The sequence below is a fragment of the Hyalangium gracile genome (assembly GCF_020103725.1).
GTDB lineage: Bacteria > Myxococcota > Myxococcia > Myxococcales > Myxococcaceae > Hyalangium > Hyalangium gracile.
Genome location: NZ_JAHXBG010000039.1, coordinates 15,775 through 40,213 on the forward strand (window position 1 = coordinate 15,775; position 24,439 = coordinate 40,213).

The 24,439-nt window shown below is 70.5% G+C and carries 18 protein-coding genes; 10 read left to right on the forward strand and 8 right to left on the reverse strand.

All coding sequences use genetic code 11. From position 1 onward, the window contains the following. Positions 1 to 89 precede the first annotated feature (89 nt). Together KY572_RS43625 and KY572_RS43630 are read left to right on the forward strand one after the other, a co-directional pair. Positions 90 to 1,349: a hypothetical protein gene (locus KY572_RS43625; RefSeq protein WP_224249710.1), complete on the forward strand. Its 1,260-nt coding sequence runs from the start codon at positions 90 to 92 to the stop codon at positions 1,347 to 1,349. 170 nt (positions 1,350 to 1,519) lie between these two features. Next, positions 1,520 to 2,476 carry a hypothetical protein gene (locus KY572_RS43630; protein ID WP_224249711.1) on the forward strand — a complete coding sequence of 319 codons (957 nt, stop codon included), beginning with the start codon at positions 1,520 to 1,522 and terminating at the stop codon, positions 2,474 to 2,476. Positions 2,477 to 2,528: 52 nt separating this feature from the next. On the opposite strand, the gene KY572_RS43635 is transcribed toward KY572_RS43630, so the two are convergent. Then, positions 2,529 to 3,038, reverse strand: a complete 510-nt coding sequence (locus tag KY572_RS43635; protein ID WP_224249712.1) for a hypothetical protein — start codon at positions 3,036 to 3,038, stop codon at positions 2,529 to 2,531. A 97-nt stretch (positions 3,039 to 3,135) separates the two neighbouring features. On the opposite strand from KY572_RS43635, the gene KY572_RS43640 reads away from it, so the two are divergent. From KY572_RS43640 to KY572_RS43660, 5 genes are all read left to right on the forward strand, one after another. Next, positions 3,136 to 4,161 carry a ChaN family lipoprotein gene (locus KY572_RS43640; protein WP_224249713.1) on the forward strand — a complete coding sequence of 342 codons (1,026 nt, stop codon included), beginning with the start codon at positions 3,136 to 3,138 and terminating at the stop codon, positions 4,159 to 4,161. Positions 4,162 to 4,239: 78 nt separating this feature from the next. Further along, complete coding sequence (locus tag KY572_RS43645) at positions 4,240 to 5,103, forward strand: NAD-dependent protein deacetylase (RefSeq protein WP_224249714.1); 864 nt, start codon at positions 4,240 to 4,242, stop codon at positions 5,101 to 5,103. A 106-nt stretch (positions 5,104 to 5,209) separates the two neighbouring features. Continuing rightward, positions 5,210 to 6,049 carry a nucleotidyltransferase gene (locus KY572_RS43650; protein ID WP_224249715.1) on the forward strand — a complete coding sequence of 280 codons (840 nt, stop codon included), beginning with the start codon at positions 5,210 to 5,212 and terminating at the stop codon, positions 6,047 to 6,049. 305 nt (positions 6,050 to 6,354) lie between these two features. Next, positions 6,355 to 7,032 carry a RadC family protein gene (gene radC, locus KY572_RS43655; protein WP_224249716.1) on the forward strand — a complete coding sequence of 226 codons (678 nt, stop codon included), beginning with the start codon at positions 6,355 to 6,357 and terminating at the stop codon, positions 7,030 to 7,032. A gap of 316 nt (positions 7,033 to 7,348) precedes the next feature. After that, positions 7,349 to 9,385 carry a RecQ family ATP-dependent DNA helicase gene (locus KY572_RS43660; RefSeq protein ID WP_224249717.1) on the forward strand — a complete coding sequence of 679 codons (2,037 nt, stop codon included), beginning with the start codon at positions 7,349 to 7,351 and terminating at the stop codon, positions 9,383 to 9,385. 10 nt (positions 9,386 to 9,395) lie between these two features. Here KY572_RS43660 and KY572_RS43665 read toward each other — a convergent pair whose 3' ends face one another. Then, positions 9,396 to 9,803 carry a hypothetical protein gene (locus tag KY572_RS43665; protein WP_317987979.1) on the reverse strand — a complete coding sequence of 136 codons (408 nt, stop codon included), beginning with the start codon at positions 9,801 to 9,803 and terminating at the stop codon, positions 9,396 to 9,398. A gap of 1 nt (position 9,804) precedes the next feature. Then, a complete protein-coding gene (locus KY572_RS43670; RefSeq protein WP_224249718.1) occupies positions 9,805 to 13,467 on the reverse strand; it encodes a tetratricopeptide repeat protein in 3,663 nt (1,220 codons plus the stop codon). 94 nt (positions 13,468 to 13,561) lie between these two features. Here KY572_RS43670 and KY572_RS43675 point away from each other — a divergent pair, with 94 nt between their 5' ends. Further along, the gene (locus KY572_RS43675) at positions 13,562 to 13,984 is read left to right on the forward strand and encodes a hypothetical protein (RefSeq protein ID WP_224249719.1); all 423 of its coding nucleotides are present in this window, start codon (positions 13,562 to 13,564) and stop codon (positions 13,982 to 13,984) included. A gap of 309 nt (positions 13,985 to 14,293) precedes the next feature. Here KY572_RS43675 and KY572_RS43680 read toward each other — a convergent pair whose 3' ends face one another. Both KY572_RS43680 and KY572_RS43685 read right to left on the reverse strand, forming a co-directional pair. After that, positions 14,294 to 15,217 (reverse strand): SDR family oxidoreductase, encoded by a 924-nt coding sequence (locus tag KY572_RS43680; protein ID WP_224249720.1) that lies wholly within the window; start codon positions 15,215 to 15,217, stop codon positions 14,294 to 14,296. A gap of 31 nt (positions 15,218 to 15,248) precedes the next feature. Continuing rightward, complete coding sequence (locus KY572_RS43685; RefSeq protein WP_224249721.1) at positions 15,249 to 16,103, reverse strand: lysophospholipid acyltransferase family protein; 855 nt, start codon at positions 16,101 to 16,103, stop codon at positions 15,249 to 15,251. Positions 16,104 to 16,149: 46 nt separating this feature from the next. On the opposite strand from KY572_RS43685, the gene KY572_RS43690 reads away from it, so the two are divergent. Beyond that, positions 16,150 to 16,848, forward strand: coding sequence for a lipase family alpha/beta hydrolase (locus KY572_RS43690; protein ID WP_224249722.1), 699 nt, complete (start codon positions 16,150 to 16,152; stop codon positions 16,846 to 16,848). A gap of 9 nt (positions 16,849 to 16,857) precedes the next feature. On the opposite strand, the gene KY572_RS43695 is transcribed toward KY572_RS43690, so the two are convergent. The 3 genes from KY572_RS43695 to KY572_RS43705 form a co-directional block, all read right to left on the reverse strand. Beyond that, a complete protein-coding gene (locus KY572_RS43695) occupies positions 16,858 to 17,799 on the reverse strand; it encodes a polysaccharide deacetylase family protein (RefSeq protein WP_224249723.1) in 942 nt (313 codons plus the stop codon). Positions 17,800 to 17,808: 9 nt separating this feature from the next. After that, on the reverse strand, positions 17,809 to 18,522 hold the full coding sequence (locus tag KY572_RS43700) for a glycosyltransferase family 2 protein (protein ID WP_224249724.1): 714 nt from the start codon (positions 18,520 to 18,522) through the stop codon (positions 17,809 to 17,811). Between the two features lie 89 nt (positions 18,523 to 18,611). Continuing rightward, on the reverse strand, positions 18,612 to 19,928 hold the full coding sequence (locus KY572_RS43705; RefSeq protein ID WP_224249725.1) for a protoporphyrinogen/coproporphyrinogen oxidase: 1,317 nt from the start codon (positions 19,926 to 19,928) through the stop codon (positions 18,612 to 18,614). Positions 19,929 to 20,163: 235 nt separating this feature from the next. Between KY572_RS43705 and KY572_RS47615 the strand changes: the two genes are divergently transcribed. Further along, a complete protein-coding gene (locus KY572_RS47615; protein WP_263452489.1) occupies positions 20,164 to 24,390 on the forward strand; it encodes a tetratricopeptide repeat protein in 4,227 nt (1,408 codons plus the stop codon). Positions 24,391 to 24,439 lie beyond the last annotated feature (49 nt).

A 24,439-nucleotide genomic window follows, 5' to 3' on the forward strand; every position in this document is an offset into this window, starting at 1 on the left:
GCTCGCGTCCGCCCGTTCCTCCGCATGCGGAACGGGCGGGCCCATGAGCGTGGGGAACGGCATGGAGGCCCTCACGGTTCCGGGGGCCCATGAAACGCATCCTCCTATCGCTTGCTCTCCTGGTGCTCGGTGCCTGTGGGCCCGAGTTCGCTGAAGACTCCACCTCGGACACCCTCTCGACCGAACAGGCGCCCCTCGTCGGCCCGGTGTCGGGCGCCATCCCCAGAGGCCTGCCCAAGCGCCTGCTGGTGGGGCTCTTCGAGGACACCGGCCAGACATGGATGAAGAGCAGCGCCGTGCCGTGGAACGTGCGCTACCGCTACTTCGTCAAGGGCTGGATGGACAACTGGGGCTGGGGCCCGACGAACGGCCAGTGGGGTCTGCAGTACCTGCGCGAGTGTGATGCGCAGGGCTTCATCCCCGCCGTCCAGTACTACCAGATGAATGGCGAGCCCGGCGGCGGCGAGGAGCAGTTCCTCTCCAAGGCGCAGAACGCCACCACCATGCGGAGCTACTTCTCCGACTTCAAGGTGCTCATGCAGCGGGCCCGCGAGTTCGGAAAGCCGGTGCTGGTGCTCGTGGAGGCGGACGGCTTCGGGCTTCTGCAGAAGCAGGCGCAGAGCAACCCCAACACGTACGCGGCGGTGGCGGCCACGGGCCTGCCGGAGCTGCGGGGCCTGCCCAACACCGTGGCGGGCTGGGGGCTCTCCTTCCTCCAGCTCCGCAAGGCGGTGGGCGCCACCAACGTCATCCTCGGCATCCACGTGTCCGCGTGGGCCGGGGATGGAGACCTGGCGCACTTCTCCGTCACCACCCCGCTGCAGAGCGAGGTGACGAAGGTCTACAACTTCCTGCGGCCGTTCGGCCTGGCCTCCAACGTGACGGGCACGACGTGGGACGTGCTGGTGGGAGATCCGCTGGATCGCGACGCGGAGTTCTACCGGCGCGCCTACGGCCAGGACCGGTGGTGGGACCCGAGCGACTCGGCCCCCATCAACTCCAAGAGCTTCAACCGCTACGCGGAGTGGCTGCGCCTGTGGAACGTCACCTCCGGCAAGCGCTGGGTGCTGTGGCAGGTGCCGCTGGGGAACTCGAACCACCTGAACGTGGACAACACGCGCGACGCCGCGCGCGAGGGCTACCGCGACAACCGCGCCGAGTACTTCTTCGGGCCCGCGGGCGCGGCGCACCGCGAGAAGTTCGCCAGCAGCGGCGTCATCGCCCTGCTCTTCGGACGGGGCGAGAGCCGACAGAGCTCGTACACGAATGACTACTACACGGACGGCCAGCTCTTCATGAAGAGCCGGGCCGGCGCCTTCCTGAAGGCAGGCGGGCTCGCCCTCCCCTAGCTCATCCGCCCAGCACCCGAGCACCTTCGGCACATCACAGTGTGACCGTTGGCATCACACCCTCCGGCCTGCTCCACTCGGAAACAGGCCGGATACCCATGGGTTGCCAACGGCACACCGGGTGCACCTCCTGAGAGCTGACCTCAGCACTCTCCTGGAGGATGCGCACCATGATGACTCTCCCGAAGGCTCTGCTCGTGCTCGGCCTGCTCAGCCTGGGCGCCGCGCGTGCCGCACAAGCCCACGAAGGCTCTCATGCTCAGCCGGGCGCCAGGCCCACCACCCCAGTGGCTCCCTCCCCCGCTCCGAGCGCCGCTCACGGCGGCGCGCATGGCAAGGGGCACATGGAGCACAAGCCGGAGCCCGGTGGCCAGCCGGGCTTCCGCGCCGAGCTCGAGACGACTCCCTCCACCATCAAGGCGGGCCAGCCGGCCACCCTCACCCTCTCCGTCAAGGATGCGACGGGCACGCTCGTCCGCGAGCTGCCACGGGTGCACGAGAAGCCCATGCACCTGCTCGCCATCTCCCGCGACCTGGCCGAGTTCGCCCACCTGCACCCGGAGCCCCAGCCGGACGGCACCTACCAGGTCCGCCACACCTTCCCCAGCGGCGGCGCCTACAAGCTCTACGTGGACTACACCCCTCGCGGCGCACCCCAGGTGGTCAACCAGATCGAGCTCACCGTGGAGGGCCCCTCCCGTCCGGTGGCTCGACTCCAGGAGGACGCCACTGCCACCAAGACGGTGGAGGGCGTCCGCGTGACGATGCACACGGATCGGCCGCTGCGCGCGGGGGCGGACGCCCTGCTGCGCTTCTCCGTGGCGGATGCGAAGACGGGCAAGCCCGTGACCGACCTGCAGCCCTACCTCGGTGCGCTCGCGCACTTCGTCATCCTGAGCGAGGACACCCAGCACTTCCTCCACGCCCATCCCCTGGAGGCTCAGCCGAGCGCCCCCGGTGGGCCGAGCCCCTCGGAGGTGAGCGCGCACACCTCGTTCCCACGCCCGGGCCTCTACAAGGTGTGGACCCAGGTGCAGCGAGGCGGACGGGTCATCACCGTCCCGTTCGTCGTGCACGTCGCCCAGGCGACAGCTCCCGCCCCCGCGCACACCGGGCACGGGACGTGAGGCGCCGCGCCCCTCGTTCCACGGCTGCCATCTCGGTGAAGGACGTGGAGTCCTAGAACGGGCAGCCGGCCTCGCCGCACGGATCCACCGGCGGATTCGGGGTCGGGTTGCCGATGGCCAGCCGGATGCCGACGAGCGCGCCCACGACGCCGAGCGCCACTCCGCTCACCAACAGCAGCGTCTTACCGAGGTGGAGCTCGCGGATGCCCGCGGACTTCACGTCGCTCAAGGGGATCTCCACGCTCCGCCGGAACGCATCCAGGGGGACGGCGCGGAAGTGCTCCGCGTCGACCTTCACGTCGATGTACTTCTCGGCGATCACCATCCCGTTGTTCTGGACGAGCACCAGGGGAGTGTCCTCGGTGAACGCATGCTCGCGGCCCTCGGTGTCTCGCAGCTTCACGCCGCGCGGCTCCTCGAGCCGTCCATCCCCGGGGTGTTTCACCACCAGATCCGGCACGTACCAGCCGTTCAGCCGGGAGATCTCCGTCTTCGGCACTCGGTACGTGGTGGTGCACCCCGTCAGTACGAGCAGAAGAGCCATCGATGCACGGATACGCATGGGAGCACTCCTCATCTGTCCTCAGGTTAGCGCGGAACCTTCCGGGGGCTGAGAAACGGTTCCCGGGCGTTGGCGCGCGGTGTCAGATTCAGCCGTGATGCGTCCCGCTCCCCTCCTCCGCCTCGTCCCGCTCCTCCTCCTCCTCGTCGGCTGCGCCACGGCCGGCACCCGGGAAGCCCCCACGGGGCAGGCCGCTGCCGCCCATGCCTGGCAGAGCCCGCTGCTCCGGGACCACCCGCTGATCGGCCGCATCTGGGATGTCTCCCAGGGCCGGTGGCTGGAGGAGCCCGCGCTGCGAGAGCAGCTGGCGAAGGCGCGCTACGTCCTGCTCGGCGAGCGGCATGACAACGCCGACCACCACCTCCTCCAGGCCTCGCTGGTGCGCGCCCTCGCCGGAAGCGGGCGCCGTCCCGCGCTGGCCTTCGAGATGCTCGACGTGGAGCAGCAGGCCACGGTCGACGCGGCGCTCGCCCGCGAGCCTGGGAATGCCGATGCCATCGCCCAGGCGGTGGACTGGGCTCACAGCGGCTGGCCGGACTGGGCGCTCTACCGCCCCATCTTCGCGGCGGGGCTCGAGCGGGGGCTGCCCATCGTCGCGGCCAACCTGTCCCGGGCCCAGGGCAAGGCGCTGGCCATGCAGGGCACGTCCGCCCTGCCCGCGGAGCTCGTCACCCGGCTGGGGCTCGACACCCCGCTGCCCGAGGACGTGTCCCGCGCCATGCGCTCGGAGCTGTTCCAGGCCCACTGCGGCGCCATGCCCGAGACGCACATGGAGCCGATGGTGCAGGTCCAGCGCGCGCGAGACGCACAGATGGCGGAGCGCCTGCGGGCCTCGGACACGGGCGACGGCGCCATCCTCATCACCGGCGCCGGGCACGCGCGCACGGACCGCGGTGTGCCGGCGCACCTGGCTCGCGGGGCCGGCGGGGCCACGGTGCGCAGCGTGGGCTTCGTGGAGGTCTCCGCCGACAAGCGCGAGCCTGGGGACTACGTGGAGGCCGATGGCACCGGCCGGCTGCCCTTCGACTATGTCTGGTTCACACCCGCGGCCGAGCGGGAGGACCTCTGCGCGAAGCTGCGCGAGCGGATGAAGCACGGCGCCCATCCCCCGCCCCAGAAGTAGAGCCCCGGACGAGGGGCAGGCAGGCACGGCGGCGTCGGCCATGCAAACGCCAGGAGGCCGGCGCTATACATACCGGGCATGCGTGCTCCCCTGGCGCCAGAGCCTGCCACCTCCGAGCCTCCCGATGTGGGAGCCCTGGTCGAGCTGCTGCGGGGGCGCCGCACCGTGGTGCTCACGGGCGCCGGCTGCAGCACCGAGTCGGGCATCCCGGACTACCGCGGCCCTGGCACCCGCGCCCGCGCCCGCAACCCCATCCAGCACATGGAGTTCCTCAGCCGGCCCGAGGTGCGCGCGCGCTACTGGGCCCGGAGCCTGATCGGCTGGCCGCGCTTCTCCACGGCCCGTCCCAACGCGGCGCATCAAGCGCTCGCGGAGCTGGAGCGGAACGGCCAGGTGCTGGGCCTCATCACCCAGAACGTGGACCGGCTGCACCACGCCGCCGGCAGCGAGCGCATCATCGAGTTGCACGGAGCGCTGGCGGACGTGCGGTGCCTGTCCTGCGGTGCGCGAGAGGCCCGCTGGGCCCTGCAGCAGCGGCTGCTCGCGCTCAACCCGGGCTTCGTGGAGCAGCAGGTGGAGCTCCGTCCGGACGGTGACGCAGAGCTCCCGCTGGAGGCCGTGCGCCACTTCCGCGTCGCCGACTGCGAGCACTGCGGAGGGGCCCTGAAGCCCGACGTGGTCTTCTTCGGCGACAACGTGCCCCGGCCCACCGTGGAGGCCGCGTTCGCGATGCTCGAGGAGGGGGACGCGCTGCTGGTGGTGGGCTCGTCCCTGGCCGTCTTCTCCGGCTACCGCTTCGTCCTCCGGGCCGCGGAGCGCCACATGCCCATCGGCATGATCAACATCGGCGAGAGTCGCGGGGACGATCTGGCGGACGTGCGCGTAGAGGCCCGGGTCGGCGAGGTGCTCCCCACGCTGGTCACGAGCCTGGGGCGACGCTGAGCCACGCGGGAGCGGCTCCCCTCGGGGAGACCTCCAACGGCTCCCTTGCCTGCCTGCCCTCCTGCGCGGCTGACGAACCGGCGGGAATCGTTCCTACCTTTCGGGCATGCAAGGACACGACAGCAATCTCGCCAAAGCAGGTGGAGCGGAGACTCGTCCCGCCCAGGCGCCGGGAGAGCCGGCGGACCTGGCTGCCCGCATCCGGGCCCTCCAGTTGCTGCGGGAGGCGGGCGTCCCCTTCGTCGTCGGCGGTGCGTACGCCTATACCCACTACACCGGCCTCCAGCGCGAGACGAAGGATCTGGATCTCTTCCTGCGCAAGGCGGATGCGGACCGGGCCATCGACGTGTTCGAGGCGAACGGCTGGCGCACCGAGCGCAACACCCACGGCTGGCTGCACAAGGCCTTCTGGGATGACTCGCTGGTGGACTTCATCTTCAGCGCGGGCAACGGCATCGCCCAGGTGGATGACGCGTGGGTGGAGCACGGCGTGGAGGGAGAGGTGCTCGGGCAGCGCTGCCTCATCTCCCCGGTGGAGGAGATCATCTGGAGCAAGGCCTTCGTCCTCGAGCGCGAGCGCTTCGACGGCACGGAGCTGAACCACCTCATCCTGGCCGCGGGGGAGCGGATGGACTGGAACCGGCTCTTCCAGCGCTTCGAGCGCTACTGGGAGGTGCTGCTGGGCCACCTGATGTTCTTCCGCTTCGCCTACCCGTCCGACCGCGAGCGCGTGCCGGCCTGGCTCATGTGGGGGCTGCTCTCCCGGGCGTTCGACAGCGTCCGGGGCGGCAACTGGAGCGGGAAGCTCTGCCGCGGCCGGCTCCTGTCCCAGCCCGGCTACCAGATCGACGTGGACGAGTGGGGCTACGAAGACGGGCTCACCTGGGATGAGCAGCAACGGGCCCGCGCCGCCCTGCCTCACGAGTCCCCTCCCGACGAGCGCTGAGGCCGCCCCTCGGAGGCTCGCGCCCGAGCCTCCACACCGAACGCTCTCTGCGATCCGCTCCGGACGTGGACTCCAAGTCTCCGAAGCTGGACGGATCCGCGAGGATCCAGACCGGACAGGTAGGGCTCTTCCGAGGGGACGTGGTGCGGCACGCCAGTTGCTTTGGCCTCCGGACGCAGACGGAGGGCGGGATGGAGCAGGAGGCGGAGGGCGGGATGGAGCGGGGGTCGGGTGTGGGGATGGAGCGTGAGGAGGAATCTGCGGGTGAAGGGTCGGTGAGGGCACGGCACCACGGCTTGGAAGAGATGCGGGAGCGTCTCTTCAAGCTGGGCGCCTCGGCCCTCACCGATCCGGAGCTTCTGACGGTGCTGCTGGGAACGGGCGCCCGCGCGCACGGGCTGGCCGAGGCGCTGCTCTCCTGGGGTGGAGGCCTCAAGGCCCTGCTCCTGAAGGATCCGCTGGAGCTGAGCATGCACCCTCAACTGGGGCCGGCGCGGACGGCGCAGGTGGTCGCGGCGCTGGAGCTGGGACGCAGGGCCCAGCGCGTCACGGAGCGGCGCCCGAAGCTGCGCAACCCCAAGGAGATCTCCACGTACCTGTTCCCGGTGCTGAGCGCGCTGCGGCGCGAAGTCTTCCACGTGCTGTGCTTCAACCCGCGCAACGTGCTGCTGGCGGATGTGCGGGTGGCCGAGGGGACGATGAACACGTGCCCGGTGGACCCGCGCGAGGTGTACGCCGCGGCGCTGAGCACGCGCGCCACGGCCATCGTGCTCGCGCACAACCACCCCTCGGGGGACCCGGAGCCCTCGGCGCAGGACCTGCAGCTGACGCTGCAGCTCGTCGAGGCCGGTCGCCTGCTGGGCATCAAGGTGCTGGACCACCTGGTGATGGGAGACGGGGCATACGTGTCGCTGATGGAGCGAGGCTTCATCACGGAGGACGAGGGCAAGGGTCGATGGAGCGCGGCTGGAGGGGACTGGTGATGACGGCGGTGATGGGGTGTGGGAGCGCGGGACAGGGCTCCGGGCAGGTCCTTCAGGTGGACGCGGTGGAGGAAGGACGGGCGCGGGTGGTGGAGCCAGGCAGCGGCAAGGCCCGGACGGTGGACCGGAGTACCCTGCCCACCGGAGCTCGGGAAGGGGACGTCGTGGTGGACGGTCGCCTGGATCCCGAGCTGAGGGCCCGGCTTACCCGGGAGGTTGCGGAAACACGGGCGCGGCTGGCGGTCCCCGTCCCACCGGGATTTGACCTGGAAGGTAGTGAGCATCCCCCGTTGACGATCCGACCGGAAAAGTGAATATGCGGAGGATGCAGCCACAGGACCTTCCCCACTTCACGGAAGCCCAGGAAGGCCTGGTCCGCCACTTCGGCCTGTCCGAGTTCCGGCCTGGGCAGGCCGAGGTCATCAGCTCCGTGCTGAGCGGGCGGAACACCGTGGTGCTGATGCCCACGGGGGCCGGGAAGAGCCTGTGCTACCAGCTGCCGGCGCTGCTGCTGCCGGGGGTGACGCTGGTCGTCTCTCCGTTGATTGCGCTGATGAAGGACCAGGTGGAGCAGCTCTGCGCGCGGGGCCTGCCCGCCACCTTCATCAACTCCTCGCTGACGGAGCTGGAGCGGGCGGAGCGGATGCGGCGGCTGCGCGCGCGTGAGTACAAGCTCGTCTACGTGGCGCCGGAGCGCCTGCGGAGCCTGAGCTTCCTGGAGACGCTGGGGGATGTGGGGGTGGACCTGTTCGCGGTGGACGAGGCGCACTGCATCTCGCAGTGGGGCCACGACTTCCGGCCGGACTACGCGCAGCTGGGACAGGTGCGCAAGCGCCTGCGCCCGCCGCGCACGGTAGCGCTCACCGCCACGGCCACGCCCGAGGTGCGCGACGACATCATCCGCGTGCTGCTGATGAAGGAGCCGCAGGTGTTCGCCCAGGGCTTCGATCGGCCCAACCTCTTCCTGGAGGTGATGAGCGTCAGCGGGGACGAGGAGAAGCGCCAGGCGTGCGCGCAGCTGGCGGCCCAGGGCGGCAGCGGCATCATCTACTGCGCCACGCGCAAGGCCTCGGAGGGGATGCACTCCGCGCTGCAGGAGCGGGGGGTGAACGCGGTGCTGTACCACGCGGGCATGGAGGACGAGGCCCGGCGCCGAGCCCAGGAGGAGTTCATGGCGGCCAGGGAGGCGGTCGTGGTGGCCACCAACGCCTTCGGCATGGGCATCGACAAGCCGGACATCCGCTTCGTGGCGCACGCCAACATCCCCAAGGCGGTGGAGGCGTACTACCAGGAAGTGGGCCGCGCGGGCCGGGACGGGAAGCCGGCCACCGCGGTGCTGCTCTTCAACCACGCGGACGTCTACACCCAGGAGCGACTCATCGAGGGCAACCACCCCTCGGAGGTGGTGCTCGGGGACATCTGGAACGCGCTGCGCACGGTGCCCGAGTTCAACAAGGGCATCGGCGTGCTGGCGGGGATGGTGGGCGCCAGCGAGTTCGAGGTATCCGCGGCGCTGCGCATCTTCGAGCGCGAGGGCAAGGTGGAGCGCGGCGGCCGGGGCGAGGGCGAGTACGGCCTCACCCTCACGGAGAAGGCCCTGGCCACCCACCCGCATGCGGCGGACGCGCGGCGGCTGCTCCAGGCGATGCTGGAGGTCTACCACGTGGGGCGGTTGAACAACACGGAGCTGCAGCCGCTGGCCCGGCGCACGGGGCTGGGCGAGGAGGAGGTGCGGCACGCGCTCGGGCTGCTCGAGAAGGCGGGCGCGGTGCGGGTGCGCAAGCCCTTCGCCGGGCGCACCATCCGGGCGCTGGAGCAGGTGCCCTTCCGCGAGCTGGGCCTGGACCTGGACCGGGTGCGCGAGCAGCAGCGCCGGGCCCTGCTGCAGCTCAAGCGGATGACGGACTACGCGTACACGCGGCGGTGCCGGCGGGCGTTCATCCTGGGCTACTTCGGCCAGCAGGAGCTGGAGCCCAACTGTGGCCACTGCGATGTCTGCGCGGGCAGCCGGATGCCGCGCCTGGCGCCGGTGGCCCGCCCCGCCGCGCCTTCCGGGAAGCCGGAGAACTACAGCGAGCTGGCCGCCACGGAGCTGCGGCGCTGGCGCAAGGGGCTGGCCAAGGATCTGGGGATTCCGCCCTTCATGATCTTCAACGACTCCACGCTGCTGGGGCTGGCGGCGGCCCTGCCCACGGATCGGGACTCGTTCCTCGCGGTGAAGGGCACCGGCGAGAGCCGCTGGGAGCGCTTCGGCCCCAAGGTGGTGGAGATCTGCCTGATGGCGCGCGCCGCGGGCCACGAGCCCGTGGCCGTCTCGGAAGCACCCCGGACGCGCAAGAGCCGCAAGGCCTGAGCCGCGTGCCCTACCCCGGCCGGTGGTGGCTGGCCTTCTTCAGCGCCCGGCGCTCCACGTAGCTGCGAATGCTGCCCACGAGGATGCCCACCATGAACGCCAGCGCGAAGATGATGACGATGGTGGTGCTCGCGAAGATGAGACGCACCTGGTAGTCGGGGATCTTCGCGTTGAGGTAGTCCGCGCGCAGCGGCTCCATCAAACCGGTGAGCTCCAGCGCCTTGGCCGGCAGCGAGTCCAGCGACAGGGAGAGCCGCTGGACGAAGCGCGTGGGGTAGATGCGCCGCGCCAGCTCCACCGAGATGCCCACCACCAGGTAGATGATGGAGAGCAGGAAGGCGTTGCTCCCCATGATGCGCAGCAGCGGATAGGGCGGCGGCGGTGGGTAGGACGGCCCGGGTTGAGGAGAGTGCTCCACGCTACTTCACCCGGCGCTTGAGGTTGGGCAGCGCCTTCTTCACCCGCTTCGCCTCTTCCGCGGAGCCGGCGTGCTTGAGGAACAGCTCGTACTCCTGGATGGCGCGCGGCAGCTCCTCCTGCTTGTTCGCGAGCACGTCCGCCAGGGCCAGGTGGGCCATCCCGTGGGCCGGATCGTACTCCACCGCCTTGGTGAGGGCCGCGATCGCCACGTCCGTCTGCTTCTCCCGGAGGGCCACGAGCCCCAGGGCGAGCTGGTTGCGCCCGGTGAAGGGGTCCAGCTTCACCGCCTCCTCCGCCGCCGCGCGGGCCGCCTTCACGTTCTTGTTGCTCAGCAACACCCGGGCGAGCGTCGCCTGCGCGAAGGCCTTGTCCCAGACCGCGGAGGCTCGACCCGCGAGGGCCTTGAGCGTCTCGGCGGTCGCCTTGGTCCCCTCCTCCGGGTACACGTAGTGCTCGCCGATCTGGCCGCATGGGGTGTCCGAGCCCGCGTTGCGCGCCTGCTCGAAGGCGTCCGCGGCTTCCTCCTTCTTGTCCTGACGCAGGAAGATGTGGGCCATCTCGCAGAAGTTCTCCGGGTTCGGCGTCTTGGCGGCGAGCTGCAGGGCGGAGATGCCACCCTTGGCATCTCCCACGGCGTAGAGGATGAGCGCCTTGAGGCGCTGACCTGAGCCATCCCCCTGCGCCAGCTTCACCCCGCGGATGAGGTCCGCGGCCTGCTGGCGCTGGCCCATGCGCAGCAGCCCCAGGGAGTACGCCTTCAGCGCCTCCGGGCTCTCCGGACTGTCCTTCTTCCACTCCTCGAAGTGCTTGAAGCCCTCCTCCGTGCGCCCCAGCGCCAGCAGCGCCCGGCCGAGCGCATCCCGCGCCTCGCCATGGAAGCCGTTGCGCTCCACCGCCTGCGTGAGCGGCTTGAGCGCCAGATCGGGCAGCCCGCGCGCCAGCAGCAGCCGGCCCAGGGAGCACGCGGCCTCGTAGTCCCGCGAGTCCTTCATGGCCTCCTCGAACTGGACCTGCGCCTTGTCCAGGGTGCTCTGCTGCCAGTACACCCGGCCCAGCGCCAGCCGGAGCTCCGGCCGAGGCTGCTTCGACGCGGCCACGGCCTTCTCCAGCACCTCGCGCGCCTGGTCTCCCGCGTTGCTGTCCAGGGTGTCCGCCATGGACAGGTAGGCCACGGCCTCGGGGACGTAGCGGTTGTTGACCTTGGTCTTCTCCAGCTCCTGCCGCACGCGCTTCCAGTCCGCCTGCCGCACGTAGGCCGCGGCGCGCACCAGCGCCACCCTGCGCCCCTCGCTGCCCGACAGCTTCTCGATCGCCTCCTTCACCCGGTCGCGATCCAGCAGCGTCCGGCCCAGGCCCTCGCGAGCCGCCTCGCTCTTGGGCTGCAGGGCCAGCGCGGCCTCGTAGGCCTGCTGGGCCTTCGGCAGGTTCCCGGAGGCGCGGCTCGCCTCGCCGAGCGCGAGCTGGGCCTCGAAGGCGAGCGGCCCCTTCGTCCCGGCCTCGAGCAGCTGCAGCGCCTCGTTGTACTTGCCCGTCTCAGCCAGGAGCCGTCCATGGATGAGCTGCTGACGCGCGCGCAGCGCATCCGACAGCTTCTCGTCCCCGCTGAGCGCCTGCACCTCCGCGAGCGCCTCGGCCAGCTCCTGTCCCACCGCGAGCCGGCTCTCCGCCAGGCCGATGCGCGCCACCGGGTGCTCCGGGGAGATCTCCTTCGCGGTGGTGTACACCCGGAGCGCGCCCGCGAAGTCATCGAAGTCCTGGTAGTAGTGGCCGATCGCCACCAGTGCGCGCACGTTGCGAGAGGAGATCTCCAGGGCGCGCTTGAAGTGCTCGAGCGCCTTCTCCGGCTTCTTGTCCTCCAGCAGCGCGGTGCCGAGCAGGGTGTGCAGCTCGGCGGAGTCGTCGATCTTGGACTCCAGCAGCGTGCGGCGGACGGTGGGCCGGGCCTTGTCGTCGGCCACGAGCATGTCGGTGGCGAGGCTCAGCCCCGGGAAGTCGGTCCGCACGCCGGGACGCTCCAGCGAGGTGAGGGCCATCTGCCGCTCCTCGGTGAGGCCGCCGTGGTCCGCGTAGAGCAGCGCGTGCGTGTACGCCTTCAGGGCCCAGACGCGGCTGCTGCCGTCATCCATCTCCTGGGCACGCTCGAGCAGCTCGAGCGCGTTATTGAAGGAGGTGCGGGTGTCCTGGGAGATGGCGCGCTCGGTGCGCTCCAGCACCTCGGCGAGCGTCTGGCCTCCCTGCTGCGCGCGGCGGAAGCGGTACACGCCGAGCCCCACGCCCAGCACCACGAGCACCACCGCGCCCACGGCCAGCTTCAGCCCGTAGCGAGCGAAGAAGGAAGGGTTGGCCTTGCTCTTGGCGAGCTTCTCGCGCAGCTCCTTCTCGTACGCGGCGGCAGCGGCCGCGGCGTCCACCTGGGAGGAAGGCGTGCGCGGAGCGGCAACGGCCTGCGGCTCGCCCGCCTCGGGGATGTCGTCGAGCAGCGAGCGCTTGGCGCCCCCCTTCTGAGCGCGCGACCGCGCCGGCGAGGCGCTCCGAGCGGAGGAGGACGCGCGCGCGGCGGCGGGCACGGCGGGCAGCTCGTCCTCGTCAGGAGAAGGCAGGTCGCCCAGGAGCCCTCCTCCGGAAGAGGAGGAGCGTGAGGCCGCTCGAGGCTCTACCTGCGTCTGCGGCTCGGGCGGCAGCTCCTCCTCGTCGTCCGCCCCGGCAGCCTCGTCGCCCGGCGGCCCCTGGTCGTCGGGCCCGTCCAGATCGGGCAGCAGCCCTCCGGACTCCTCGCGCGCGGCGCGGGACTCGGGGACGCCGTGCTCGGTCACGGGCGTGTGCTCTTCCCGCTCCTCGTGCCTTCCGCCGTACGGAGGCGGCGTGTCCGCGAGATCCTCCTCGTCGGGCGGCGGCGGCGGCGCGCCCTTGCGAGGCGGGAACATGTACACCTTCACCCTGCCGCCAGGAGTGGCCTGAGCCTGGGCGTCCTCCTCGCTGTGCACAGGTGCCTGCCCTGGAGGCGGCTGGAGCTGGAAGATGTTGATCTGGCGGGTGATGTCATCGCCACCCAGGTCGTCCGCCTCGGACGGGAGCCCCTCGGACTCCGGGGGCGGGGGCGGGGGCGCGGCGGCCTGCGGCTCCTCGTCCTTCACCGCCTCGGGCGGAGGCGCGGGGGGCGCGGGCTTCGCCGCGGGCTGCACCTCATCCACGGGCTTGGGCGCGAGCTCGTTGGCGGTGATGCCCGGCAGATCCGCGAGCACCGGGGCCGGCCCGCCCGACAGCGCCTGCTGCGTCTGATCCAGCCACAGCTTCACGCGCCCATCGTTGGGCTGCAGCGCCGCGGCCTTGCGCAGGATGGGCAGCGCCGAGCGGAACAACCCTCGCTGCACCAGCACCTCACCGATGAGGTTGTAGGCGTGGGCGTTGTCCTTATCGACGGCGATCGCCTGATCGAACTGCTCCATCGCCTGTGCTGGCTTGCCCTGGTGCAGCAGCGCCTTGCCCCACAGCACCCTGCCGATGACCGACTGGGGGTGGTGGCTCAAGCCCTGCTGGCACACCTCAATGGCGCGAGCGTGCTCGCCCTTCTCGAGAAGAACCTTGGCGAGCTCTACGAAAACCGCGGATGTGGGGTCTTGCAGCAGGAGCTGCTCGTACCGCTCCACCATCGACTTGGCCATGGACGTTCGGAACTCCGGTGCGCGGGCGGACCCGGACGATAGCACTGCGATCTACTTGTCGGTCCACCTCCGGGTGCTACCGTGACCTACCACCATGCGCTCGCTCGCTCCCCTCCTCTTATTGTTGGCCCTGCTGGGTGGGGCCTGTGCCCACACCCCCAGGAGCTCCGGGCTGGACGGGCTCAAGCCCCTGGTCCAGGACTTCCACAAGCGCGTGCGCTGGAAGGACTTCCGGGGGGCGGCCCGGGTCATCGTCCCCGAGAGCCGCGAGCAGTTCCTGCGCGCCCGGACGGACCTCCAGGACGAGAGGGACCTGTCCATCACCGACTTCGAGATCCTCGAGATCGCCCTGGCGCAGGACGGGATGCGCGCCACCGTCACCACGCGGCTCGGCTGGATGCGCCTGCCCTCGGCCTCCGAGCAGACGGCCACCGTGTCCTCGGAGTGGGTGTACCGGGACGGGGCGTGGCTGCTGGAGCGAATGGAGGGCGGGCCCTTCGCGGGCGAGCTACCCTAGAAAAAAACCGCCCGTCGACTCGGGGCCGGCCGAGGCGACGGGCGTCGAAGGTTCCCCTATGGAACCCCCTAACCAGGGTGGCGGGGCGATGACTCGAGTCCGGTCCGTCGTCGCCGCGCCTTCTTGCTGTACCCATAGAGCAAGGCCGGTGCCACGCCCCTGGGACCCTGGCTTCTCGAGTGGAATCAGGCGCTTGCGCCCAAACCCAGGCTCAAGCCCCATGCCATCGCCGCCAGAGGCATGACACGCCTGTCAGCCACCCGCCGCCTTCCCGGCGGATAGGCCATGACATGAGTGTCAGGCCCAGGATTACTCGCCAATGACGGAGCGGATGGTCTCCCGCATGGAGTAGCGGGGCTTCCAGGCGGCCTCCTTCTGCCAGCGCGAGCCATCCACGTTGCAGAGGAACTGGATGTGGTCCAGCTCGGGGGGCGGGAAGTTGGCCAGGCGGTACTTGAAGAGCATGCCCAGCAGGGGGCGGGCCACGGGGTGCGGCACGGGGATGGCGGTGTGGCCCAGCTCGCGCAGCACGGAGGACAGGGGCACCTCGCCGGGGCCGGTGACGTTGTAGACGCCCTTGAGCTCGGGGCGGAGCGCCTCGACCATGGCGCGCCCCACGTCCTCCACGTGGATGAGCTGGACGATGGGATCGAACCCCGCCAGCCGCCACGGGTGGCGCAGCCGCAGGTAGTTGGAGGGGGCGTTCTTGATGGTGGGCCCGACGATGTGGACGGGGCGGAGGATGACGGTGTTGATGTCCGGGTGCCGCCAGAAGAAGCCGTGCGCGAGCATGTCCACTTCGATCAGATCGCGCACTCCCGAGAAGCGGCTGGCCGCCATGAGCGGAGCGTCCTCGGTGAGGAAGTTGGAGTTGTCCGGGCTGGGGCCGTAGACGTTGGCCGAGGAGAGGACGACCACCTTCTTCACGCCGTACTTGGCGCAGTACTCGAGCAGGCGCGTGGTGCCCACCACGTTGAAGGAGTGGTGCTCCTCCTCGCTCATCCGCGGGTCATGCATGATGCCCATGTGGATGACGGCGCCCACCTCGTTCTTGCGGAAGACGTCCTCGGCCTTCTTCTTGCGCAGGTCGAGCTGGTACATCTCGACGTCCTTGGGCCGCCCCACGAAGGGGCGCCGGTCGATGCCGATGATGCGCTCGCTCTTGTGGAGCAGCTTGGCGAGTGCGCGGCCCAGGTTGCCGCTGATGCCCGTGACGACGACAGCCGGTCTCATGGAGCCCCCCTCCTCGAACGTTGCCTGACGCTCACCAGAAGATGCCCCTTCGCTCCTTGAGCCCTTGGTGGATCATTCCCTGGATGGCCGTCTTCACCACGCGCACCTTCTTGTCCAGCTCGGTGTCCTCGTCATCGGGGCGACCGGTGAAGTGCAGCGGCTCGCCGAAGTAGATGCGGTACTTGGACGGCAGCGGGAAGGGCAGCACGGTGGGCGTGATGGGGAAGGCGGGGAAGCCGAGCAGCTTCGCCATCGGCTTGAGGTCCATCAGCGCGGGGGCTTGCTCCTCGCCGCCGATGACGGCCACGGGGACGATGGGCGTGTTCGTCTCGAGCGCCAGGCGCATGAAGCCCAGGCCGAACTCCTGGAGCTGGTAGCGCTGGGGCCACAGCTTGGAGATGCCGCGAGCGCCCTCGGGGAAGACGAGGATGGCCTCCTCGGACTCCAGCAGGCGCCGGCAGTTCTCCGGCGTGCCGACGATCTGCCCCACCCGCGCGAAGAAGGTCGAGATGTACGGCAGCGTGGGCACCCACTTCTCCACCATGCTGCGGATGGCGCGCGGGGGCTGGGCCTCCATCATCAGGGCCACGCCGATCATCGCGCCATCCACGGGCAGCTGGCCGGAGTGGTTGGCGATGAGGAGCACACGGCCGCGAGGCAGCTTCTCGATGCCGAAGGTCTCCACCCGGAAGTACTTGCGGTAGAGCCACAGCAGCGGCGCTACCGCGGCGAGGCTGTAGTCCAGGTTGAAGCCGAACGGGTCGACTCCATACTCGTTCTCCGTGCGAGCGAGCGCCTGGAGCTGCTCCTTGCGCTCCTCGCCTGCCATCTGCTCCGTCCAGCCCTTCAGGCGCTGCCGGACCTTGTCGCCAAGCCCCTCGAACATGGCCGGCTCTTTACACCACCCAGTGGAGAGGGCGCATCATGCGTGCATGCGTTTCCGGGCGCTGCTCCTGACGATGTGGCTGGCCGGGGGGTGCGCGACGGGGAGCGCCGCGCGCCCGTCTCCCTATGTCTTCCACTCCACTCCCCCGCCGCCGGTGCTGCTGGTGCACGGCATGCACGACACCGCGGATGGGTTCGGCCCGTTGAGGACCCACCTGGAGGCCGCGGGCTGGCCCGTGGTGCGCACCGTGTCGCTGGAGCCCAACAATGGGAGCGTGAGCGTGCCGGAGATGGCCCGCCAGGTGGCGCGCGCGGCCGCGGCGCTGCGCGTGGAGACGGGAGCCACCCGCATCGACGTCGTCGGGTTCAGCATGGGGGCGCTGGTGACGCGCTTCTGGGTGCAGTGGCTGGGCGGCAGGGACGAGGTCCGGCGCTTCGTCTCCATCTCGGGGCCGCAGTCGGGCACGCTGATGGCCTACCTGCTGCCGGGGGCCGGGGTGAAGCAGATGCGGCCTCACAGCCGGCTGCTGCGAGCGCTGAACCTGGATCCCCATCCCTGGGGTGAGGTGGAGGTCTTCTCCTTCTGGACTCCGATGGACCTCATCATCGTCCCTCCGAGCAGCTCCCAGCTGCCCGACGCCACCGAGCGCACCTTTCCCGTGCTCCTGCACCACTGGATGCTCCAGGACAAGCGGGTGCTCGACGCGGTCGTCGAGGTGCTGGGCGCCCCGGAGACGCCTCGGTAGGCCCGCGCCTCACAGCGTGGGAGCGAGCTGCTCGGCGGCTCCGCGCAGGGTGACGACGTCGGCGTCCGCCCTGAGCCAGCGGAAGATCTCCGCCAGCTGCTCCATCTTCCGGGCCGAGGGCACCCGCAGGTCTCGCTGCTGGCGGACCAGCTCGGGAGGAATGCCGTCGGCCGCGTCCAGCACGTCCACGGCATGCAGCTCGAAGTTGAAGAGCGCATCGCCCCGGCACGCGCGCCAGGCGGCGCGCACGGTGGGCAGCGGCAGGGTGGCGGCGAACGTGCCGATGAAGGGGAAGCGCACGCCCGGCGTCACCGTCATTGGCAGCTCGAGCACCGACCCTGCTCCCCGCCGGTAGGGCTGCCGGGGGTCGGGCCGGTAGGGCGTGCGGGGCGCCAGCAGGACGCGGGGACTGTCCAGTATCGAACGGGACGGGCGCCGCAGGAGGGCCAGCGCGCCCATCACCGCGGCCTTGGCCGCGTAGTACGGCGCCGCCGGGAAGGTGGACGAGCCGTAGAGGTAGCCCCGCTCGGAGGTGGCGGCGTAGAGGGCGGCGTTCAGCGTGTAGCCCGGCGCCCGGAACCCCACGGGCCGTGTGCCGGTGGCGGAGAGGATGGCCTCCTCGCCTCGCGCCAGCTCCTCGAGGATGGAGGCCGGGGAGCGCCGGGTGAGCGCGTAGTCGTGCGAGAAGCTGTGGTTGCCTACCTCGATGCCGTCGGCCTGGGAGGCTCGGAGCGCCGCCGCGGCGTCCGCGTCCGCCAGGTCCTCTCCGATGGCGAAGAACGTCCCGGGCGCTCCCACGGCGCGCAGCAGCTCGCGGAAGCGCGGCACGGCGGTGGAGTACACGAGCCCTCGGGCGCGAGCGTCCAGCACGGACTCCGGCAGGCCATGGATGCGGCAGTAGTGGTGCAGCGAGTCCAGGTCGACGGAGATGGACGCGAGCCGGGGAGCCACGCGCGCCTCTCAGGTGCCTCGGATGCGGATGACGTAGACGAGCTTGCCGACGTTCTTCAGCACGTTGGGCACGCGCCGGAAGAGGTGGATGGAGGGCTGGCGCTTCTCGTGAAGCTGGATGGGGATCTCCATCACCTTCAGGCCCTCGCGCCAGGCGCGGATGACGAACTCGCTGGCGAACACGTCCATGTCCACCAGACACTTGGCGATGACGGGCATCAGCGCCTCGCGGCGGAACGCCTTCAGGCCGTGGGTGTCGGTGCCCTTGAAGCCCAGCGTCACCTTCAGCAGCTTGTTGTGGACCCGCGTGGCCACGCGCCGGACGAGCGGGCGCTGATCACTGGCCCCCTTGGCGGCCTTGGAGCCCACCACCATGTCCGCGTCGCCGCGCTCCAGCCTCGGCAGCGCCGCCTCATAGAAGGAGAGATCGCACAGGTCGATCTCGTCGCAGACGACATAGGTGCCGCGCGCCTTGAGGATGCCGGCCTTGAGCGCCGCGCCGTAGTTGGGCCGCTCCGAGTGGAACCACCTCAGGCGCGGGTTGCTGGCGCACATCCGCTCGAGCAGCTGGGGCGTGGCATCGCGCGAGCCGTTCTCCGCGAAGATGACCTCATAGTCCCAGCCGTGGGCGTCGAGCCCCTGGCAGAGCTCGGCCGCCGCTTCGCCGAGGATGGCCTCTTCGTTGTAGACGGGAATGACGATGGAGAGGTGCGGGGCGGCCATGGTCGAGGGCAGACGCACGGAGGCGGGAGGCTGGACCTAGCACGCCCGCCGCCGACCGTCGACAACAGTCGACGCGGGCCTGCCAGGGATCAGCGCTCGTTGAGCAGTCGGGCGCTGGCCCGGCCTCCGAGGATGGCGTCCTCCATGGAGGAATACTCCCACTGTCCGTACCGCCCGGCCGTCAGGATGCGAGCGTGCTCCAGGAAGCGGAGGATCTCCGTCTTCGCCGGCCCGTACGCATCGTCATAGAGGACGTAGGCGTGGGGAATCTCCCGGCCGCGCGCGAAGAGCACGTCCTCCGCCGAGCCGATCATCTGGGAGCGCACCAGGTCCTCCACCGCGTGCTGCTCGCACTGGGCGGCGGACAGCTCGCCGTGGTGGCTGTACTCCACATAGAAGGTAGCGGTGTCGGGGGGCGCCAGCGGCGCATACACCGCCGAGGGCGAGCCGATGCGGTAGGTCTTGAACTCGAGCTCGGGCAGGTAGATCCAGTGCCAGGGCTGCCGGTTCTTCCCTCGGGCCGCCACGCAGACGTAGGTGACGGTGGTGGCGCGCAGGCGGCTGGCGGCGGCGCGGACCTCGTCCGGCACCCCGGCCTCCCCTCGAGCCAGCAGGCCCACGAGGTGCGGCAGGGAGACCGTGGAGAGGAGCTCCGAGTAGCCGAGCGTCCGCCCGTCCGAGAGGGTGACCTTCCGGGCCTTCCAGTCGATGGCGGTGGGCTCGGTGCGGACGCTGACCTCTCCCCCCTGGAGGTGGCGGAGCATGGCGCGGGCCAGGCTCTCGATGCCGCCCTCCCGCGGGTAGAGGAACGAGGCGTTGTAGCCGAGCGCATCGCTGCCCGCGCCGAGCGCCCCATCCACTACCTCCTTGAGGGTGGGCCGAGGCACGAAGCGCCCCACCCACGCCGCCGACAGCTCCCTCGGGTGCACCGTCCAGAGCTTCTGGTTGTAGGGCACCATGAAGTTCTTCGCGAAGCCCTCCCCCATATAGCGGAGGATGAACTCCTCGAAGTTTCGAGGCTCGCGCTCGCGCAGCTCGCGGCCCTTCTCGCCGTAGAGGGCCTCCACGAAGCCGACCAGGTTCTCCGAGATGACCTCCGCCGGCAGCCCGTGGGTGTTCACCTGGTACGGGAAGCGGGTGAAGACGCCTCGGGAGAAGATGCCCGCCTTTCGTTGAATGCTGACCATCTGGCCCGGGAGCCAGAGCGTGTTCACCAGCTCCTTGATCTCCGGATCCCTCAGGTGGAGCCAGTGGCCGGTCGGGTCGAAGTAGCACCCCTCGATGACCTCGGTCTTGATGAGGCCGCCGACCCGGTCTGTCTTCTCGATGAGGCGCCAGGGGCGCTTGAGGAAATGGGCTGCCGACAGGCCCGCCAGCCCCGCGCCAAGGATGAGGGTGGGATCCATGGCTTCCGGGTCTACCACCTCTGACCGAAGGGTGGGGCGCCCACGTGGGGGCTCCGGGGGCTTCTCCCTGGGGCGTACGGCCCCCTGCCCCCTCGCCTGGCCTCCAAGGGCGGTAGGAGCGGGGCTTGTTCGCGTTCTTTCCGCCCCGGAAACGCCTCTGATAGCCTGCGCGCGCGCGACGGCATGATCAGCCCGGTCGCAGGCGCTCGCGCCAGCAGGTCCCTGAAGGAACCCCATGAAAGTCTCGTGCCCGACTTGCCAGACGAACTACAACATCGATGACAAGCGGATCCCGCCAGGTGGCGCGAAGCTGAAGTGCGCCCGGTGCCAGAACACCTTCCCCATCCGCGCGCCCTCGGAAGGGATGCCGACTCCGGTGGCCATCCCGCTGCCGGGCTCCGCGTCTCAGGCGGCCGCCATTCCGCTGCCGGGCAGCGCCGCGCCCCAGTCGGCCGCCATTCCGCTGCCGGGCACCGCCGCGCCCCAGTCGGCCGCCATCCCGCTGCCGGGCACCGCCGCGCCCCAGTCGGCCGCCATCCCGCTGCCAGGCACCGCCGCGCCGCGGTCGGCCGCCATTCCGCTGCCTCCCGCGCCCCAGTCGGCCGCCATTCCGCTGCCTCCCGCGCCCCAGTCGGCCGCCATCCCGCTGCCTCCTGCTCCGACCAATGATCCCTTCGAGGCGGTCGGCGGCGGCTCGGACTACGCGTGGGACGAGTCCGAGTCCACGCGCGTCGTCGCGCTCTCCTCGCTGCCGAAGGCCGCCTACCGGGATGCCCCGACCGAGGCCCCCGCGCCCGCGCCTGGCTACGCCCCGCAGGAGATGCCCGGCACGGCTCGGGACTTCGACTTCGCCAACGAGCCGGCCCAGGATGCCTTCGGCCAGGACCCCTACGCGGCGTCGGCCGAGCCCAGCCCGTTCGACTCCTTCGACCAGACGCCCGCCGCGCAGCAGGCCATCCCGCTACCGGGTGCGGCGCAGGCAGGGGCGTATGACGACGGAGCGCAGGCCGCGGACCCGAACGATCCGTTCGCCCTGCCGCCTCCCCCCGCCTACGACACCGCTCAGGGCTACGCCGAGGCGAGCGCCGTTCCTACGGAGGACCCGTTCGCCCTGCCGCCTCCTCCCGCGGCCCCGGAGCAGGACCCGTTCGCCCTGCCTCCTCCTTCGGAAGATCCGTTCGCCCTGCCTCCGCCGCCGGCCAGCGAGCCCGCGCAGGATGCCTTCGCCCTGCCGCCGCCTCAGGACCAGGGCTTCTCCCTTCCGGAGATGGGGCCTCCCTCGGAGCCTCCGCCGGCGCAGGCCTTCTCCTTCCCGCCGCCTCCCGCGGCCTCGGAGCCGGACCCGTTCGCCGTGGACCTCTCGGAGCCGGCGCCCACCCCGGCGCCCGTGCCCGACCTCAGCCTGGACTTCGGCGATGCGCCCGCTCCGGCCGCCGCTCCGGCTCCTGCCCCCGCGCCCTCGCCCATCAACGTGGGCACGGACTTCGGGGACGTGAGCTTCGCGGACTCTCCGCCGGGCGGCGCCTCGGCTGACTCGCTCGAGTTCGACCCGACGGCCCCCACGAGCGGCCCGGCCGGGGACGACCTCGAGGTGGACCTCTCCGCGCCGCTGCCGCCTCCGCCCGCCGCGGGCCCCGCGGATGGCCTGGAGATGCTCAGCTTCATCGACGACGCCGCCAAGGACAGTGGCTCCAAGGGCGCGGCCAAGGTGAAGCGCTTCCACGTCCGCCGTCGCTCGGGCAAGGTCTTCGGCCCGTTCGAGGAGGGCGTCATCGTCAAGATGCTCGAGGAGGGACAGCTCCTGGGCAACGAGGACGTCTCCACCGACTCGGAGAACTGGACGCCCATCGGCACGGTGGCCTCCTTCGCCGCCGCCATCCAGAAGCTGATGGAGGGCCCCGCCTCCAAGACGGGTCTGCCGGCCGTCTCTCCCAGCGAGCCCGCGGCCCAGGCGGAGCAGAGCCCCGCGCCCAACCCCGCGGCCAGCGTGGAGCGCATGAAGCAGCTGTACGAAGGGCGCATGGCGAGCGTCGCGGTGGTGGACCGCAGCGGCGCCTACGAGAAGTGGCGCAAGCGCATGCCCTTCCTCATCTCCGGTGGCGCGGTGACGGTGCTGCTGCTCATCGGCGGCAGCTTCAGCTTCACCAAGTACGGCGCCTTCGGCATGCGCAAGCTCTTCCCGGCGCGCGTCTCGGAGGGCTCGCCCGACGCCGCGAAGGTCAAGACCGCCAGGGAGGAGCTGCTGAAGGACACCTTCAGCGGCTACCAGCAGGCGCGCAAGCTCACCGACGAGGTGCTCAAGACCAAGGAGTATCCGGAGGTCCGCGCCACGTGGTGCCAGGCCGTCTTCTACCTGCAGCGCCGCTACGCCGCCACCGAGACGAAGGACGAGACCACCTGCAAGAACAACCGCGAGGCCTTCGAGCTGCTCGGCCGCAAGAACATGGAGGCGCTCAAGGCCTTCGCGGGCTCCGCGCTGGCCCAGCGCCTGGCGGACGAGGTGCTCGCCGACCTGACCGAGGCCGCCAAGCGGGAGGAGAACGCCAGTGACGTGGAGCTGCACTTCCTGCTGGCCGAGGCCCAGGCCCTGAAGCGTCAGGACAAGGAGGCCCAGGGCACGCTCGAGAAGGCGCTCAAGGTGCGCAAGGACTCGGCCAAGGGCCAGCACATGCTCGGCAACCTCCACCGCGACAACGGCCGGGCCGAGCAGGCCGCCAAGGCGTACGAGGCCGCGCTGCAGGCCGACCCCACCCACGTCATCTCCGCGGTGGAGCTGGCCGCGGTGGAGCTGCTGCTGCTCAAGGGAGACCCGGACAAGGGCCTGGAGGCCGTGGGCCGCGCGCTGGACGAGAAGGCCCTGGCGGAGCTGGGGCCGGCGGAGATCGCCCGCGCCCGGAGCCTCAAGGGCGTGGCGCTCGCCGCGCAGTTCAAGTTCAAGGAGGCCGAGACGGAGCTGAAGGACGCCCTGGCCAAGGATCCGAAGTCGCTCTTCATCAGGACCCAGCTGGCCCGCGTGCTGCGCGCCAACCGGGACTTCGCCGCCGCCCTGCCCCTCTACGAGGCTGCCGCCAAGGAGGAGCCCGCCACCCTCGAGTACACGGAGGGCTACATCACCTCGCTGTTGATGCTGGGCAAGATGGGTGACGCGCTCAAGGCGGTGGAGGCGGCCAACGCCCGCTTCACCAACGACGCGCGCATCGCCCTGCTCTTCGGCCGCATCGACGACGCGCGAGACCAGATCGCCGCCGCCGAGGGCCACTACCAGCGCGCCATCAAGGCGGACTCCAAGCTCTTCGAGGCCAACCTCCACCTGGGCCGCTTCTACCTGCGCCTGCGCCGCAACGCCGAGGCCCGGGCCCAGCTGGAAGAGGCCGCCCAGAAGGCGCCCGACGACGCGGGCGTGCGCGCGGGCCTGGGTGAGCTGGCCCTCACGGAGAACAAGGTGGACCTGGCCGCGCAGGAGTTCGAGAAGTCCGCGCAGCTCAACCCCAGCCTCGCCGAGGCCTACCTCGGCCTGTCTCGCGTGGCGCTGCTCGCCGGCGACCTGGAGAAGGCCAGGCTCCACGCCAACAAGGCCCTGGAGCTGGATCCGCACCTGCTCAAGGACGGCCGCCTGCAGCGCGGCACGGTGCTGTGGCGCATCGGCCAGCTGGACGAGGCCGTCGCGGAGCTGGAGAAGGCCAAGGAGGAGGATCCCCGCTCGGTCACCATCCCCATCACCCTGGGCGCGGTGCTCTACGAGAAGGGGGACATGCCCAACGCGGAGAAGAACCTCAGCCTGGCGCTCACCCGCGAGCCCTCCAACCACGAGGCGCTCTACTACCTGGCCATGGTCAAGGCCAAGCGCGCGGAGTTCACCGGCGCCATCGAGCAGATGAAGCTCGCGGTGGACAAGGCCCCCAAGCGGCCCGACTACCACTACGCCCTCGGGGAGATCTACCGCAAGGACGAGCGCTTCGCCGAGGCCATCGAGGAGTGGAAGAAGACGATCGAGCTGGATCCGAAGAAGGCCGACGCCTACGAGGCGCTCGGGCGCGTCTACCTGGACACCGGCAAGATCGAGGACGCCATCACCTCCCTGGAGTCCGCCCTCACGGTGGACCCCAAGCGCAAGCGGGTGCTGGGCGCCATCGGCGACGCCTTCTTCAGCGCCGGCCGCTGGGACGAGGCCGTCAGGCGCTACGAGAAGGCGCTCAAGGAGGCCCCGGAGCTCACCTACGTCTACTACAAGATCGGCCGCGCCTGGTCCGAGCGCGAGCAGCACACCCGGGCCATCGACTGGTACAAGAAGGCCATCGCCGCCGAGCCGGAGAACGCCATGGCGTACTACTACCTGGGCTTCTCCTATAAGGACCGGAACAAGAAGAAGGACGCCGTCGTCAACTTCCGCAAGTACCTGGAGCTCAAGCCCAACGCCGAGGACAAGCGGGAGATCGAGGACGAGATCGCCGCCCTCGAGTAGTCCTCCGGGGCCCGCGACGTCCGCTTCCGGGCGTCGCGGGTCAGCTCGC